Source organism: Staphylococcus sp. Marseille-Q5304 (assembly GCF_943737015.1).
Taxonomy (GTDB): Bacteria; Bacillota; Bacilli; order Staphylococcales; family Staphylococcaceae; genus Staphylococcus; species Staphylococcus hsinchuensis.
In genome coordinates, this window is sequence record NZ_CALSFP010000001.1 from 1,254,468 (window position 1) to 1,272,389 (window position 17,922).

General features: G+C 33.9%; 14 protein-coding genes and 1 riboswitch. Of the genes, 4 read left to right on the plus strand and 10 right to left on the minus strand.

Features of this window, described 5'->3' with window-relative positions:
* Positions 1-77 precede the first annotated feature (77 nt).
* Both NGI30_RS06260 and NGI30_RS06265 read left to right on the plus strand, forming a co-directional pair.
* Positions 78-2,648 carry a YfhO family protein gene (locus NGI30_RS06260; protein ID WP_251943066.1) on the plus strand — a complete coding sequence of 857 codons (2,571 nt, stop codon included), beginning with the start codon at positions 78-80 and terminating at the stop codon, positions 2,646-2,648.
* Between the two features lie 61 nt (positions 2,649-2,709).
* Entirely contained in the window at positions 2,710-5,337 is a 2,628-nt protein-coding gene (locus NGI30_RS06265; RefSeq protein WP_251943068.1) for a YfhO family protein, read from the plus strand.
* Positions 5,338-5,765: 428 nt separating this feature from the next.
* On the opposite strand, the gene rplS is transcribed toward NGI30_RS06265, so the two are convergent.
* The 6 genes from rplS to NGI30_RS06295 form a co-directional block, all read right to left on the minus strand.
* The gene (gene rplS, locus NGI30_RS06270) at positions 5,766-6,116 is read right to left on the minus strand and encodes a 50S ribosomal protein L19 (RefSeq protein ID WP_251516488.1); all 351 of its coding nucleotides are present in this window, start codon (positions 6,114-6,116) and stop codon (positions 5,766-5,768) included.
* Between the two features lie 103 nt (positions 6,117-6,219).
* Positions 6,220-6,957, minus strand: coding sequence for a tRNA (guanosine(37)-N1)-methyltransferase TrmD (gene trmD / locus NGI30_RS06275; protein ID WP_251516485.1), 738 nt, complete (start codon positions 6,955-6,957; stop codon positions 6,220-6,222).
* Entirely contained in the window at positions 6,957-7,463 is a 507-nt protein-coding gene (rimM, locus tag NGI30_RS06280) for a ribosome maturation factor RimM (RefSeq protein ID WP_251516482.1), read from the minus strand. The genes trmD and rimM overlap by 1 nt, the downstream gene beginning before the upstream one ends.
* Before the next feature lie 214 nt (positions 7,464-7,677).
* Positions 7,678-7,944 carry a 30S ribosomal protein S16 gene (rpsP, locus tag NGI30_RS06285; RefSeq protein WP_251516480.1) on the minus strand — a complete coding sequence of 89 codons (267 nt, stop codon included), beginning with the start codon at positions 7,942-7,944 and terminating at the stop codon, positions 7,678-7,680.
* A 182-nt stretch (positions 7,945-8,126) separates the two neighbouring features.
* The gene (locus NGI30_RS06290; RefSeq protein WP_251943071.1) at positions 8,127-8,630 is read right to left on the minus strand and encodes a hypothetical protein; all 504 of its coding nucleotides are present in this window, start codon (positions 8,628-8,630) and stop codon (positions 8,127-8,129) included.
* A 5-nt stretch (positions 8,631-8,635) separates the two neighbouring features.
* Positions 8,636-8,824 (minus strand): helix-turn-helix transcriptional regulator, encoded by a 189-nt coding sequence (locus tag NGI30_RS06295; protein ID WP_251516474.1) that lies wholly within the window; start codon positions 8,822-8,824, stop codon positions 8,636-8,638.
* Positions 8,825-8,977: 153 nt separating this feature from the next.
* Positions 8,978-9,077, plus strand: a riboswitch (TPP riboswitch).
* 110 nt (positions 9,078-9,187) lie between these two features.
* Here NGI30_RS06295 and NGI30_RS06300 point away from each other — a divergent pair.
* Together NGI30_RS06300 and NGI30_RS06305 are read left to right on the plus strand one after the other, a co-directional pair.
* Entirely contained in the window at positions 9,188-9,940 is a 753-nt protein-coding gene (locus tag NGI30_RS06300) for a 3-oxoacyl-ACP reductase (RefSeq protein WP_251943072.1), read from the plus strand.
* A 27-nt stretch (positions 9,941-9,967) separates the two neighbouring features.
* Complete coding sequence (locus NGI30_RS06305) at positions 9,968-11,272, plus strand: LLM class flavin-dependent oxidoreductase (RefSeq protein ID WP_251516468.1); 1,305 nt, start codon at positions 9,968-9,970, stop codon at positions 11,270-11,272.
* Positions 11,273-11,386: 114 nt separating this feature from the next.
* Here NGI30_RS06305 and ffh read toward each other — a convergent pair whose 3' ends face one another.
* Genes ffh through smc form a run of 4 tightly spaced genes read right to left on the minus strand, consistent with a single transcriptional unit; the run spans position 11,387 to position 17,895 of the window.
* Positions 11,387-12,754, minus strand: a complete 1,368-nt coding sequence (gene ffh / locus NGI30_RS06310) for a signal recognition particle protein (protein ID WP_251516465.1) — start codon at positions 12,752-12,754, stop codon at positions 11,387-11,389.
* A 23-nt stretch (positions 12,755-12,777) separates the two neighbouring features.
* Positions 12,778-13,110: a putative DNA-binding protein gene (locus tag NGI30_RS06315; RefSeq protein ID WP_251943073.1), complete on the minus strand. Its 333-nt coding sequence runs from the start codon at positions 13,108-13,110 to the stop codon at positions 12,778-12,780.
* Complete coding sequence (gene ftsY, locus NGI30_RS06320) at positions 13,097-14,329, minus strand: signal recognition particle-docking protein FtsY (RefSeq protein WP_251516461.1); 1,233 nt, start codon at positions 14,327-14,329, stop codon at positions 13,097-13,099. Before ftsY ends, NGI30_RS06315 begins: the two co-directional genes overlap by 14 nt.
* A complete protein-coding gene (gene smc / locus NGI30_RS06325) occupies positions 14,326-17,895 on the minus strand; it encodes a chromosome segregation protein SMC (RefSeq protein WP_251943075.1) in 3,570 nt (1,189 codons plus the stop codon). The genes ftsY and smc overlap by 4 nt, the downstream gene beginning before the upstream one ends.
* Positions 17,896-17,922: the final 27 nt, after the last annotated feature.

The window sequence follows — 17,922 nt, forward strand, 5'->3', positions numbered from 1 at the left end:
TTTTAATATTTTATTTTAACTTAATTAAAGAAACATAGTTAAAATGATTATATATCTAAACTTTTAGGAGATCGCATATGAATCGTAACAAGTTATATATATTTTTATTCTTATTTTTAGCTATCATTGGTCACGGATATATCATTTATCGTTTTTTCCATGATGGCGTTCTTTTCACAGGACCCAATGATGGCATGGAACAAATGGTTCCGATTCAAAAATATTTATATAACCAATGGTCGCATGGCAATTGGTTTTACTCTACTGATTTTGGCTTAGGTGGCGATTTCTTTACTGACTTAAGCTATTATTTCACCACTAACATATTATTTATTATCAATGTCATCATCATTGCATTTTTAAAGATTTTTATTCCGTTAGATACATCTTCTATGATGTTCTGGATGACGAATGCGCTTATAGTTTCAGTCATCAAATCAGCAATTGCAATGTATGCAACGTATCTATATGTAAATTACATTACACATAATAAAAAAATATCACTTTTCACAGCATTTATTTTTGTTGTTTCACCTTTATATTTCCGATTTACAGTCTATTGGCCATTTTTCAGTGACATATTTATCTTATTACCATTATTACTATGGTCAATTGAACGTTATTTAAAAAACGGGAAAATTGGTTGGTTTATAGTTATCAGTGCACTTTCATTGGTAAACAATTTTTACTTTGCATATTATCAATTACTTACAGGTCTCATCTATCTTATTGTAAGACTCGTCTTTAAACATAAAGATGATATATTACCTAGGCTTAAAGCACTGAAAACAATAACAATTGCAGCAATATTAGCGTTAATCTGTAGTTTATTCACCTTTTCACATGGAATTCAAAGCTTTTTAAATAACCGACGCGTACCATTTCGCGGACATGTGGATATGTTTGAAAAATTTAATCAAAATACAGATATTTTTTATGATAATTATTTAATCGTCATATTATTCGTCACTGTACAAGCATTGTTGGCTTTCAAATTGTATAAACATTACTATTTTAGATTATTTGCGGTACTTACTATTATTTCAATCATCGCGAGTTTTGTACCATTTGTTGATCAGTTATTTAATGGTTTATCAGCGCCTCAAAAGCGTTGGCATTACTTGTTAGCATTTAATTCAGCCATGCTTATCGGCTTATACGTTAAACATTTTCGTTCAGTTTCAATAGTAAATTATGTGGTAACGTCTATTCTTGGTTTAGCTATTATCTTCATAAGTGCGTGGCGTTTCGATAATTATGTGGCATGGCTATGGTTTGCACCCGTTGTGACATTGGTCGGTTTATTAGTTTTACTTGTTAACCATAAAAATGAACGTAAAAAACTAAGTTATTTTTATGCAATTGCAATTATGATACTTACTGTTTTTGTTTCAATCGTATTTACACGAAATCAAATTTTCTTCCAAGATCACGTAGAACGTGCGAGCAAATTTTATACGAATGCGAGTAAGTATAGTACGCCATTACAACGACAACTCGTGTCAGAAATGAAACACGATAAAAATGAGGATGAACGCATAGATTGGCGTGTAAACGAACAAGATAATACCCCAATGTATCAAAACTTTAAAGGTTTAAGTCTATATTCAAGTATTTTCGATCATAATATACTTGATTTTTACTACGATGCTATGAAGATCAACTTAAAGAACGAATCACTCAGCAGGTACCAAACTACTAATGGACGTCAAAATATAGCAAGTTTGTTCTCTGTACGTTATTTAATGTTGAAAGAATATCAACATAACGTTCCTGAACATTTTAAACAGATAAAATCATCAGGTCAGTATAGAGTGTTTGAAAACACATTGAACTTACCTGCCGTTTCTGTAACGAATAACGTATATAATGCGCAAAGCATACATTCTGCCATAGATAGAGAGCATGCTATGATGGATGGCGTTATTATGGAAAATCAAGGTAAAAAATACGATGATCAATCACCTAACCTTTTTAGAGAGTCCAAAACAACGTACGAAGATATGAAAAAAATTAGCCATGATAAATATCAACTGAGTAAAGCTGAAGGCCGTTTCAAAATCCATATCCCTAAAGATGTACGTAAACGTTATGAAGATTACTATGTGACTATGAAAATAAACCGCGGTCAACCAGATAGTAATTATACTGTCAATGTTAATGGTTATCTCAATAGTAGACTTTTCAACAATTCTACTTATCGCACAGGGGTTGATACACAACTTTATAGAACCAAACCAGATAAAAATGGTAATATATATATTGAACTGAGTCCTAAAGGCACATTTGATGTGAAGTTTCTACGCCTTGATGGTGAAAATTATAAAAAATTAAAACAAGCGAAACAAAAGCGAACGCAAGGTCATCACTATCACGATATTAAAAATGGCGTTAAAGTCAATTTAAAAGAACATAACAAGGGTACAGCAGTAGTTAATATTCCTTATCGTGAAGGGATGGTCGCTTACGTTGATGGAAGAAAAGTCTCACCTAAAAAAGTCAATTATATGATGACGGGCGTGCCAGTTTCATCAAAGGACAAAGAAATAATCATTAAATATCGCCCTAAACTTTGGTATACAATGTTAATTGTTTCTATAATCGGGATCGTTGTTAGTGTAATTTGGGTACGTCGTCGAAAGGACTAACATTCATATGTTAGCTAAATTTAAATTAATAAAAGGAGAATTGCAGTTATGAGGTATGACCATGTTAAATAAGATCTGGTCTAATAAATTTACAAGATTGCTAACCATATTAGCATTAGGGGTCGCCGTAAGCTTTATGGCTTACGCCCCTTATATTTATCGTTACATTACTCAAGGCATTGTCTTTAGTGGATCTGGTGATGGCTATCGACAAATGATGCCTTTCCAAATGTATTTATATGAGCATATTTCCCAATTCAAGAGTTTTTATGATCATTCATTTGGTTTAGGCGGCGATTACATAAAAGATTTATCATATTATTATGCCACATCACCATTTACTTACATTAATTTTATTTTTGTGTGGATTAGTGAAACAGTATTTCATGCTAATCCGCATTCATTACATTTCTGGGCGACAAATCAACTCATTGTTTCATTTTTTAAAGGTGTCGCAGGGTTTGTTATAGCGTTCTATTATTTTAGATATTTGAGATTTAAATTTGTTACCACTTTTATAAGCGCTATGCTATTTGGCGCTTCAACGACAATGATACATTTTAATTTTACTTGGTCTTATTACGGCGATTTATTTATTTTCTTACCTTTATCTTTATGGGGATTGGAACGCTTATTTAAAGAAAGAAAAGCAGGATTATTTATTTTCGCTATTGCTTTAACACTATTTTCAAATTTCTATTTCAGTTACTACGAGGCTATAGTTGTTTTAGCATATTACATATATAGATGTGTTTATCCTCACCCTCAAGATAGCATTACACGCAAACAAAAATTATGGGTTATACCAATAGCGGTGTTCATAAGTACATTAATAGGTATTTGGGGATTCTATACTGGTGTTTCTTCATTTTTAAATAATGATCGTGTCAGTAATCCCCATTTTAAAATTGAAATGTTTACAAACTTTGCTAGACAGAAACATTTCTTCAGTAATGGTTTTTACATAACCGTTTCAATTATTGCCGTCGTAGCACTATTATCGTTTAAGCTATACCGTCATTACTATTATCGTTTATTCGCTGTTGCAACATGGATTATGTTAATTGGTTCATTAACGCCCTACTTCGATAGTATGTTTAACGGTTTTTCAACACCAGAACGACGTTGGGTTTATATCTTAGCATTAACGACGGCTGGTCTGATTGCATTATTTATTCAACATTTATCGGAACTGACATTTAAAGATTATGTCTATGCCTGTACACCAACACTACTCATCATGTTTGTCATGTCATTAGTTGTTAAAAATGAAGTTATGACATGGATGTACGTTTGCTTAGTTCTCATGTTGTTTATCGGTTTGATACTGTTCAAACGTAAACTAATGACGAAACCTTGGACTTTAATAACATTAGTCGCCCTATTACTAATTCAACAAATCGTCATTTTAAGTAATGATCACCATAATAATGTAGTAAGATATGAATCAACTTTAAATAATATGAATGATTCAAGTTATAAAAGTAAAGCACTCAATCAAAGCATTAAACAAGTCAATGAAAAACACAGTGACGATCCTTTATCACGTATAGATTACATGTCGGCATATGGATTGAACTCACCAATGATTTATCATTTTGATGGGATTGCACTATATTCAAGTATATTTGATGGAGATATTTTGAAATACTATGATAAACAACTTCAAATTAATATGCCGGTGGATAAAAATAGTACCTATCGATTAATGTCAAATAGAGCTAACGAGATGGCTTTATGGGACGTCAAAGACCGCTTTAGAAGACCGAATGATTTAAACATGTCTTATGGGTTCAAACAACACGATATTGTAAAACACTCAGATAAAGAATCATTTATTCATTCAACAAACCAAATTGACTATCCAAGTGCACATATCGCACATAAAGTTTACGATAAAGATGAACTGAAATCACCGCTGGACCGTGAACAAGCTATGTTGAAGGGTGTCGTGTTTAACGATAATAAACATAAAGCAAACAGCCATTTAAAATTAAATCAAAATTTATTAAATAAAACTAAATCTGAATTACACAATGCACATCGAGATGATAAAGGTCATTTAATCATCGAACAAGATAAAGGCGGCGTTTCTTATCACCTTCCATCTTCAATTGCTAATAAATATAAAGATATGTATGTTGAGATGGATGTAGAGTTACTCTCTCCTGACAAACAACATGATGTAGCTGTAAATGAATATAACCAACACCGTAATGAACTTTCTTATAAATATAGACGTTTTGTATCGCCTGTAACTATGCGCGTTAAAGCGAATCAAAATTTAGATATTAAATTATCTAAAGGACAATACCGCTTTAACATTAAAGGCATTTATGGTGAAAATTATCATACATTAAAACAAGCTACACATAGGCTAGATAAAGTAGATGTTAAGCAAACACGTTCAGGTTATACAATTCACAAAGATAAAAATGATCATGGTTATATCGTGTTGCCAATGGCCTATAGAGAAGGTATGCATGCACAAGCAAATGGTAAGCAAGTTCCAGTACAACAAGGTAACGGTATAATGACCGTGATCCCAGTAGAAAAAGGACAACAAACGATTAAACTCAGTTATACACCACCACACACACTTTTATTAATTCTCCTAAGTAGTATTGGAATCATACTCAGTATTGGTTTCACATGGTGGTTGAGACACAAGTTAAAAGTTAAAAAATAATTACGTAACAATCCATTTAATTGTTCCGTATAATAAAAAAAGGACGAGTCTGAGATAAACATAGGTTTCTCAGACTCTTTATCAACTTGGCAGTAGATGTCTGAATTGAAAATGCGCTTATAATAAGCTTTTTTCAATCCTAGTCATCCTTGCCGGGATGGGACTGCGAAATCTTTAATAAAAATTCGATTTCTGTCCTACTCCCACTTTTTTATTAACAATTTCAAAATTTGTTCATACATCTATATTTAAACTGACTATTATCGTTTTCGTCTCGATTTCATCAAGTCATCCTTCACAATAAAATGTACATCATAAAATGAAATTTATTATTATACAAAAAAGGTCTGAGACACTGAAAATGTCTCAGACCTTTTTTATATCGTAAATTGCTTAAAACTGTACTTTGTTTAAACCTTATTTGCTGATTAACGAATTTCTTTGATTCGAGCAGCTTTACCACGTAATTCACGTAAGTAGTATAATTTAGCACGACGTACTTTACCACGACGTCTAACTTCGATTTTTTCGATTTTAGGTGTGTGTAATGGGAATGTACGTTCAACACCTACACCTGAAGAAATCTTACGTACTGTGAAAGTTTCTGAAATACCTCCACCGCGACGTTTGATAACTACACCTTCGAATACTTGGATACGCTCACGGTTACCTTCAATAATACGTACGTGTACTCTTAAAGAGTCACCTGGACGGAATGAAGGGATATCTGTGCGTAATTGTGATTGTGTAACTGCTTCGATTAATTTGTGATTACTCATAATTTATTCTCTCCTTCAGCCTATGTTCTTGCCTCGACAAAATATAGCAGCGGACCATAGTGATTTTTCGTGCTTCGCACACTTAAAATATATTAGCACACTGCTATTTATTTTTCAATTGCTTTTTGTGATTTTCCAGTATCTTTTTATCATTATCTGAAAGATCATAATGCTCTAATAAATCAGGACGTTTCTCCCATGTTCTGATTAACTTTTGTTCGTGTCTCCAAGCATCTATATGGGCATGATTTCCTGATAATAACACTTCAGGCACTTCCATATCATTATAATTTCGAGGACGTGTGTATTGAGGAAATTCTAATAAGCCGTCTTGAAAAGAATCATCTTCATGTGACTGTTGATTACCTAGCACACCTGGTAATAATCTTACGATAGCATCTGTCATTACCATTGCCGGTAATTCTCCACCTGTTAATACATAATCACCCATAGAGATTTCATCGGTTACTAAATGTTCACGTATACGTTCGTCATAACCTTCATAATGACCACAAATGAACACAAGATGATCTGATTCACTCAATTCTTGAGCAATTTCTTGACTGAATGGGCGGCCTTGAGGGCACATTAATATAACACGTGATTCAGCTGTTTGTTCAATGTGCTCTAAAGCATTAAACATTGGTTCAGGCTTCAATACCATACCTTGACCCCCACCAAATGGATAATCGTCTACCTGATTGTGTTTATTATTAGCATAGTCACGAAAATTATGCGTATGAACTTGTAATAATGATTTATCTTGCGCTCTTTTTAAAATTGAATGATTTAAAACGCCATCAAACATTTCTGGAAATAATGTTAAAAAATCTATTTTCATTAGTCTAATAACCCTTCCATTGGTGTAATTGTAATACTTCTACCTTCTACGTCTACATCTTTCACCACATCTGCAATATATGGGATTAAATATTCTTTCTCACCTTTGACAATCCAGACGTCATTTGCACCCGTTTCCATAATATTAATCACACGTCCAATTGGCGTGCCCTCATCGTCAAACACAGTACAACCAATAATATCAGAATAGAAGTATTCATGTTCCCCTAATTCGATTTCTTCGTGATCGCGTTCTTGTAATAAAGTTTCGCCCTTTAAATATTCGATATCATTAATATTGTTTACACCTTCAAATGTAACTAAATGAAATCCTTTATGTACTCGGTGTGAAGCGATTGTGAATTCGATAGGTTGTTGATCTTCACGTTCGATTGTCACAATTTCTCCTGGTTGAAAACGTGTATCTGTAAAATCTGAATTTGATTTTATTTTAATTTCACCTTTTACACCATGTGTATTAACGAATTTACCTACTTCAACTTTCATATTCTGTCCCTCCGCTTTTTAAAATTCACACGGATACCCATTACTGGCCATGTTCCAAACTCACTATATTATAACACGTATCATTACTCAAAGTATTACCTAAATCATAAGCTATAGTTAGATCAACCATAGCAATTTCTAAAATTTAACTTACTAAGTAAAGAAGGCTGAGACAAAAAATGTCTCAGCCTTTAAACTTGCTATACATATCAAACTATTTTAGTTCGTCGAATTTTTTCATAATACCTTGTTTAGATAAGATATTGTGAACAGTGTCAGTTGGTCTTGCACCTTCTTTTAACCATTTTAATGCTAGCTCTTCGTCGATTTTAACTTCTGGAGCTTGAACATTATTTGGGTTGTAAGTACCAATTTGTTCAATGCTACGACCATCACGTGGCGCACGAGCATCAGCTGCTACAATACGGTAGAATGGATTTCTTTTAGAACCTAAACGTTTTAAACGTAATTTAACTGCCATTTATATTCTCTCCTTTAATATGTTTTACTTTTTATTTTCTACAAGAAGTAATGATAACAGTTAAATATCTACTTGTAAAGAGTTTATTCTTTACCATTTCAAAAAATATTGTTTTGTATCATGTCAGGCAGTTAGTGCTATGGAATAATGGATCGAAAGGTATTAACTATTTACCCATGACACTAGTCTTCAATTTTAATTTTACTTTTCGCTACAAAGTAAGATAGAAAACTAAAGACAAAACCAGCTATAAATGAAGAAAAGAGAGTATAACCTTCAATTTGCAGCTGTTTAGTTATGCATAGATTGAATACTATGCTAAATATTAAATACGTAAATACAATGAATATACCGGAAATAAAACATTGAAATCGTATCTTTTTCAATAATTGTCGATATTCGTGCTGAGAAGTAACTAATTCATCTCTTACATCTTCCTTTCTCAAGGAAATCATAACTGTCAATGTTTCTACAAACCCTAAGACCATGAGTAAAATGCTACCTAAAGAAATTTGCTTGAAGTAAGCATCAAAACAAATACTTATAAATGCGAATAAAATTGTGAGATAAAATGAAATAAAAAAGACGCTTACTATCTTTGAATAAATGATTTGTAATTCTCTCTCGTCCTTATCATTAATGAAACCGAGAAAACGTTTCATATGCTTCTGATTGTTTTCATTCATTTTAATTACTCCTCCCAAAAAATATCGTCTAATGTTGCGCCTAATGCTAGACAAATGTTAATACATAAATTTAATGAGGGATTGTACTTATTATTTTCAATTAAATTAATTGTCTGTCTTGAAACATTTACCTTTCGAGCTAATTCTAATTGAGATAATTGATTCTTTTTCCTATATTCATTAAGTTTATTCAAGCAATCACACCTCAAAAATGTCATATATATTGTACATTAACGATAGTATATACTGATGTTGATGTCAAATATATATGACAAAAGGACATACATTCTATTTCACAAAGCTTGACACAACAGTCGATTAACTTTACATTGAAGTTAAATTAAATAAATAGACACTAGGGGTGTTTTTAACTGAGATGAGCTTTAGCTCAAACCCTTCGAACCTGATTTAGTTTGAACTAGCGTAGGAAAGTGTGGATGATGTTATCGTTGATTTAGAATTAAATTCTATTGATATAAACATGAATTTCTCATACACAACTTTCTTTTTATGAAAGTTGTGTTTTTTATTGATTAAATATTTTAGGAGAGATGTATATGCGTAAAACAGTATTAGTTACAGGTAGTAGCCGTGGATTAGGTGCAACTACTGTTAAAACATTGGCTGAGCAAGGACACAACGTTGTAATTAATTATTTTCAAAGTGAATCAAAGGCTCAACAGCTCGTGGAAGAAATCGGTACAGATCAAGCGATTGCTATTCAAGCCGATGTAACAAAAAGAGATGAAGTAGAAGCATTAGTTCAGAAAGCGTCACAACATTTCGGTCAAATTGATGCTATCGTGAATAATGCACTCGTTGGTTTCAAATTTGACCCGACACAACAAAAGGCATTTAAAGATTTATCTTGGGAAGATTACCAACAACAACTTGATGGTACGTTGAAATCAGCTTTTAATGTGATACAGAGTGTATTACCTCAATTTATAGATAGACAAGATGGTGCAATTGTTTCTATCGGTACTAACTTATATCAAAATCCTGTTGTTCCCTATCATGAATATACAACAGCTAAAGCAGGTCTCATTGGTTTAACTCGTAATGTATCCGCTGAATTAGGTCAACAAGGCATACGAGCTAATGTAGTTTCTGGTGGGTTACTAAAGACAACAGACGCAAGTGCAGCGACGACGCCAGAGGTATTCGATATGATTGGCCAAACTACGCCTTTAAGAAAGGTTACAACACCACAAGATGTAGCAAATATGGTAGCTTATTTAATTTCTGATCAAGCTACAGGTATAACAGGTCAAAACTTTACAATTGATGGCGGTTTAACGATGAATTAATTTTTCTTATGTATGAGGTGTGAGTTTATGAATAATGAAGAAACAAAGGAAATCAATATAGGGATATTAATCATTGCATGTGGACATCATCAAGCAGCATGGTTAATGCCCGATTCTAGTATCGAACGTGTAGGAGATATGACTTACTATCAAGAATTAGCACAAATCGCAGAACGCGGTCTATTTGATGCGGTATTTTTTGCAGATAATCAAGCTTTCCCTGCAAATTCAGATAGCGATATGCCTGCGTTTTGGTTTGATCCTATTGTCAGTTTATCTGCCTTATCTCAAGTAACAAATCATGTGGGACTAGTTGCAACCATTTCGAGCACTTTCTCAAATCCATTTACCGCAGCACGCCAAATATTGAGTTTAGATCATATTACTGGTGGGCGTATCGGATGGAATCTTGTGACTTCCATGACAGACTTAGAAGCATGGAATCATAATTTACCTGAACTTCCTGAACGTGCTTCACGTTATGAAAAAGCAGATGAATTTGCAGAATTAATGAATAAGTTACTCGTTTCATGGGATGAAAAAGACTTTATACATGATAGACAAAATCAACGTATCATCAACTCAGACGAGATTAATGCGTTTAATCATCAAGGTAAGTATTTTAACGTTAATGGTCCTCTGACTGTTCCAAAAAGTCCTCAACAAAAACCAGTTGCGATGCAAGCAGGTGCATCAAAGCAAGGTGTAGCTTTAGCCACTAAATATGCAGACGCAGTTTATTCTGTATCATGGAACTTAAAGCAAGCAAAAGCCTTTCGTAAAAAACTAGATACCCAAATAGAAAATAGCGATGTAGAACAAAGACATATTAAAATCTTCCCCGGTTTAGTCACATATGTAGGCGAAACGACGGAAGAGGCCTATGCTAAAAAGGAACGATTAGATCAATCGCTACCAATTGAGGCAGCTTTAAATCAACTCAGTTTCTTTATACAACAAGATTGTAGCGACTGGAACTTGGATGAACCTGTACCACCCTTACCGCCTGTAGAAGAATTCACGGGTCCAGTTGGGCGTTATGAGACAGTTTTAGAAATTATTCGTGATACCGAACCAACATTACGTGAATTACTCGGTTACCTTAGTGCAGGTGGCGGTCATTTAACACTTATCGGTACTCCTAAAGAAATTGTAGATACGATGCAAGAATGGATTGAACTTGGTGTGGCTGATGGCTTCAATTTAATGCCACCAGTTCTCCCTAATAGTTTAGAAGATTTCGTAGACTATATCATACCTGAATTGCAAAGAAGGGGCTTATTTAGAACAGCTTATGAAGGTTCTACGTTTAGAGAAAATTTAGGCATTTAATTTACGATTCCGTAAATCTTAACTTATCCCACTTTTTTTAAAAATAGATGCAAAATAAAAACACGGTAGCTCGCGCATTGCGATTACTACCGTGCTTTTTTATATCTTTATTGCTTAGAATGGTAAATTCATACCATTAAGCATGTTTTCCATTTGTTTACGTTTACCTTTTTTACCTTTGCCGCCACCAGTGAATTGTTTCATCATTTTCTTCATTTCATTGAATTGTTTCATAAGACGATTCACTTCTTGTAATGAACGGCCAGAACCTTTGGCAATACGTTTCTTACGAGAGACATTAAGTGTTTCTGGATTGCTACGCTCAGTCGCAGTCATTGATTGAATAATTGCTTTAATATGGTCTATCTGTTTGTCGTCCATTTTAAGATTGTCTAGACCTTTCATCTTATTCATACCAGGAATCATTTTCATAATGTCATCTAATGGTCCTAAGTTCTTCACTTGGTCTAATTGTTCAAGGAAATCATCTAGGGTAAATGATGAAGTTCTCATTTTTTTCTCAAGATTTTTCGCTTTTTCTTGATCTACATCTTGTTGTGCCTTTTCAATGAGACTAAGAACGTCTCCCATTCCGAGTATACGTGATGCCATTCGTTCTGGATGGAATAGTTCTAAACCATCTAATTTTTCACTCACACCGACAAATTTGATAGGTTTCTGCGTTACAGAACGGATTGAAAGTGCTGCACCACCACGTGTATCACCATCAAGTTTTGTTAATGTTACACCAGAAATTGTGAGTTGATCATCGAATGATTGTGCTACATTAACAGCATCTTGACCTGTCATGGCATCAACGACTAACATAATTTCATCAGGTTTCGTAATTTCTTTAACGTCACTTAATTCTTGCATCAATGCTTCATCTACATGTAAACGCCCAGCAGTATCAATAATTACGAAATCTAAATGTTCTTCTTTTGCATGTTTAATCGCATTGTCCACGATTTGTTGTGGTTTAACTTGGTCACCTTCTGTATATACTGGAATGTCGATTTGTTTACCGACAGTTTCCAATTGGTCAATTGCAGCTGGTCGATAAATATCTGCTGCAACGAGTAATGGCTTTTTATTATATTTTTTACGCATTAATAGTGCTAGTTTACCAGCAGTTGTCGTTTTACCTGCACCTTGTAAACCAACCATCATTACAACAGTTGGCGGCTTGTTAGCCATCTTTATGGTAGAGTTCTCCCCACCCATCAGTTGTGTTAGTTCGTCTTGTACGATCTTGATGACTTGTTGACCAGGTGTAAGAGATTTCATTACATCTGAACCCAAGGCTCTATCTGATACAGTCTTTACAAATTCTTTAACGACTTTAAAGTTAACATCGGCTTCTAATAACGCTAATCTTACTTCACGCATCATTGTTTTAATATCAGCTTCAGTTACTTTACCTTTGCCTCGAATTTTTTCCATCGTTCCTTGTAAACGATCGGATAATCCTTCAAAAGCCATATTAATTCCCTCCTTTAACTAATTTATTCTAAATCCTCAAGTTGTTGAATGTATGCATTCATTTTATGTGGATCATTTGTATATTTTTTCATTTCATCATATATCAATTTTCGTTGTTCAAAGCTTTTATACAATCCCAATTTGGCTTCGTAATCTTCTACTAAATCGCCAGTTCTTCTTATGTTATCATACACTGCTTGTCGACTCACTTCAAACGTGTCAGCAATTTCACTCAGTGAATAATCTTGAAGGTAGAATAATTCTAAGTAATTGCGTTGTTTCTTTGTGAGAAGTGATTGATAAAAATCAAACAGGTAATTCATGCGAATCGTTTTAATTAAATCATTTTGGCTCATGGTATTGACCTTCTATCTCATTATCAGTTGACTCTGATTGTTCCTCATTATGGTCAATTTCAGATTCATCTACATTTTGTTCTATCATATCAGCGAATAATCCATAGACATAACTTTCTGGGTTAAACGGTTGTAAGTCGTCTAGTTTTTCACCTAAACCTACGTATTTAACTGGTATGTGTAATTCATTTCGAATTGCTAATACAATACCACCTTTAGCTGTACCATCTAATTTAGTTAATACGATACCTGTTACATTAGTAACTTCTTTAAATGATTTTGCTTGTGATAAGGCATTTTGACCCGTTGTTGCATCTAAACATAATAATACTTCATGTGGTGCGTCTGGTACTGCACGACCAATGACACGTTTTACTTTCTCTAACTCATTCATCAAGTTAGCTTTATTTTGTAAACGACCTGCAGTATCGCAAATTAATATATCTGCACCCTTACTCTTCGCAGCGTTAATCGCATCATAAATGACAGCAGCAGGATCTGAACCTTCACTTTGACTCGTTACTTCGACACCGACACGGTCTCCCCAAATATTTAACTGTTCAATTGCACCTGCACGGAAAGTATCACCGGCAGCAAGCATAACTTTTTTACCTTCTGATTGGTAACGGTGCGCTAACTTACCAATTGTCGTTGTCTTACCTACACCGTTTACGCCTACCATTAAAATCACATTTAATCTACCATCTTCTAAATCCATTGCTTCTGAATTTTCTTCATCTTGATGGTAAATATCAACGATTTTTTCAACGATAACTTCACGTAAATCTTCTGTTTCAGTAATATTACGTTTTTGCGCTTCAAAACGTAACTCTTCCACGAGTTGCATCACTGTATCAAAACCAACATCCGCAGTGATTAACATTTCTTCTAGCGCTTCGAAAAAGTCTTCGTCAACTTTACGGTAACGTGCGATTAAGTTATTTAATTGTTCTTGGAAATTTTCTCTCGATTTCTCTAAACCAGCTTTAAATTTAGCACCAATTTGTTGCGCTTCAATTTCTTCAAAATCTTCAATCGAAATTAAGCCATCTTCATCAAAATCAGCTTCACTTAATTTTCTAGGAGCTTTCTTTTTCGGTTGTTCTTCTTGGTCATCTTCTAGAGGTTGTTCCTCATCTGAATCTAACGGTTCTAACTCATCTTGCACGTCTTCTGGTGTACCAGAAAATTTATCTTTTAATCTTTTAAAAAAGCTCATGCTTGATCCTCCTCCATCACTTTATCTATCGTATTTAGATTAACACTGACTAATTTTGAAACACCTGATTCTTGCATAGTCACACCATACAATCTGTCTGAAAATTCCATTGTGCCTTTTCGATGCGTAATCACAATGAATTGTGTTTGATCTGAAAGTTGCCTTAAATATTGTGCATATCTAATCACATTCGCTTCGTCTAAAGCCGCTTCCACTTCATCTAAAATCACAAATGGTGCTGAACGTACTTTTAACATTGCAAACAACAATGCAATAGCACTAAGCGCACGTTCTCCTCCACTTAATAATGATAAATGTTGTAACTTTTTCCCTGGGGGTTGAACAATAATATCCACGCCTGCAGTTAAGTAATTATCATCCGTCAAACGTAATTCAGCTTGTCCACCACCAAAAAGAGATTTGAAAACTTGAGAAAAATGGCCTTGTACAGCATGGAACGTCTCTTTGAAACGATCTTTTACTTCCTGATCCATTTCATCTATGATTTGTTCTAATGTCGCTTTGGCTTCTCTTAAATCAGTACGTTGCTCGTCTAAAAATGTATAGCGTTCATTAATTTCTTCAAACTGTTCAATCGCATTTAAATTCACTGGACCGAGTTCTTCAATTGACATTTTAGTGAGCTTGACTTTCTTACGCAAATCTTCAATTGGCTGATCTAACTCATATTGCTCACGTGCACGTTCAAAAGTTAAGTGATAATCCTCACTTAAATGATCTATCGCATGATTGATTAATACATCCAAACGAGATTGCTCTGATTTAATGTCTTGGTAATGATTTTCTATTGATAGTATATCTTGGTTTGCTTCTTGGAGACTTTGCTCTGATGTTTCAATTGTATCATTCAATTCTATTCTACGCGATTTAATTTCTTGGAGTGAATGAGATAATTTTTCTTTTTCAGATTTACTCTTGTTGATATTATTTTGAATTGTATTAAATGCGGTTTCGCCTGTCATTTCTTCTGAATTAAATAATTCTATTTGTTCTTTTAATCTCTGTTGTTGTGACTCAATCTCATTGAGTTGTTTTGTTAATCTTTTTTCGGATTGCTTTTGTGAACTTAATCGTTCTTTAATCACCGCTAAATCCGATTGTTGTTGATGTAATTGTTGTTGTTGCTGTGTTGTATTTGCTTTACCTTCTTTAGATAGTTGTGTATAACGATTGATCTCTTCTTCATATTGTTTTAAAGCGTCTTTAATTTCAGTTAATCTTTGTTGTTTTTCTGCTAAAGTCTGTTTACTTGTTTCACTTTGGTAACCGTCATTAAGTTCAAATTCAAATTCTTCATGTGTCTCTTTAAGTTCCATCTCACTTTTTTTCAATCGCTCAATTTCAAATTCTTCATTGCGCACACTTTGTTTTAATGTATTTAAGGATTGGCTCGTCTCAAAATAGCGTTCACTTAAATGCTCTGCTTGTTCTTTAACAGATTGACATTGCTGTTCTAAGTTACGTGTTTGTTTTTGATAAGTCGCAAATTGTTCACGCATCTTTGATAATTCATCTTTTTGAGCTAAAATGCTTTTAGATTTACGCGAGCCACCACCAGTCATAGAACCACCTGGGTTCACGATGTCACCTTCTAATGTTACGATTCGCGTACGGTAGCGTATCATTCTTGCTAGTTCGTTTGCATTTTTTAAAGTATCAACAATTATCGTATTACCTAGTAAGTTTTGAACAACGTTTTGATATGCTTTATCCGCTTCTACCGCTTGTGCACCTATATTGATAAAACCATCGGCATGTTGTGCAGACATTAATATGTCATTACTCAACTGTCTCGGCTGAATTACATTTAATGGTAAAAATGTTGCTCTACCTAAACCTTGTTGTTTTAAATATTGAATCGCTTGTCTACCATCTTTCTCTGTATCAACGATGACATGTTGTAAAGAAGCACCTAAGGCAGTTTCTATTGCTTTAGTCAAATCTGAAGGTACATTGATAACCTCAGCTACTGCACCATGAATCCCTGAAAGTTGCTTGTTCTTCGCTTTGAGAACATGCTTTACACCATTGAAGAAATAACTATAATCCTCTTCTTGAGTAGCAAGACTATCAATACGTGTTTTTAATTTTTCGTTATAACGATATGCTTGGTGTAATTGATCTTCATAATTTGTCTGTTGTTGTTTAAGTGACTTCATTTGTTGTTCATATTCGTTTAATTGTTGTTGCACTTTATTGAGTTGATCTTTTTCAGATTTGTAATGTTGTTGCTTAACACCTAAATCATTTTGAATCTGTTTCAACTCTTCAAAAGCTTCAACCAAACGGGAATCTAAACGTGATTTTTTGGAGTCATTCTCTTTAATTGTATGCTCTAAAAACCGAATATCATTGTTAACATCCGATTGTTCGGACATAAGTTGATAATAGTGATCTTTAATGTTTTCTAATTTTTCATCATGATCCTCATCAGACATAACTAGCTGTGATTCTAAATCCTGAATACTTGAAGTTAACGTGTTTTGTTTTACTTTTAAAGTATTAATTTGTTCACGTACTGTTTCACGTTCTTGAATATACGTGCTATGTTGATCGTCTAAACTGGCTTGTTCTTCTTCAAATCGCGCATTCGTTTCTGATTGGTTTTTCTTTCTTTCTTCCAATACGTTGAGTTGACCTGAATACTTTTCAACTTCTTCCGTTGCTTTAACTAATTGCGCATTGAGTGATTCGATTTGCTCATCAATTTGCTGTCTTTCAGCTTTATATTTGTTTAAAGCTTTTGTAAGAGTCGTTTGTTCAGCTTCTTTATTTTGTTGTTGGCCTTTTAATTGATTCAACTTACGATCGAGTTCATGTATATGATTATGATATTGTTCAATATCATAAACTGTGACTAAGACATCACTCTTCTCCATTTCTTGAGACAGATGTTTATATTCTTTAGCAATTGCTGCCTCTTCTCTTAATGGTTCAACTCGTCCTTCTAAATCATATAATATATCTTCGACACGATTAAGGTTATCTTCTGTTTGATCTAACTTTTGAACTGACGTTGCTTTTCGTTTTTTATATTTTAAAACGCCTGCAGATTCTTCTAAAATTTGTCTACGGTCAACAGGCTTTGCATTTAAAATCTCATCTACACGCCCTTGTGAAATAATGCTAAATGCTTCCTTACCCAGACCTGAATCTAACAATAATTCGGTAATGTCTTTTAAACGTGCACGATCATTATTAATATAATATTCGCTTTCGCCACTTCGATACAATCGACGTGTGACTATCACTTTTGAAGCGTCAACTTGCAGTAATCCTGAACTATTATCTAATTCTAACTTCACTTCCGCAAAGTTTTGAGCGGATCTATGTTCTGCTCCGGAAAAAATAATGTCTTCCATCTTAGTGCCTCTAAGTGATTTGGCTGATTGCTCACCTAGTACCCATTTTATTGCATCCGTTATATTACTCTTACCACTACCGTTTGGGCCAACTATCGACGTAACGCCTTTATCAAACTGGACATTGGTGTGTTCTGCAAAAGATTTAAACCCAACGGCATCTATTGACTTTAAATATACCATGCTATTCTCCTTAAATTTACATTCCCT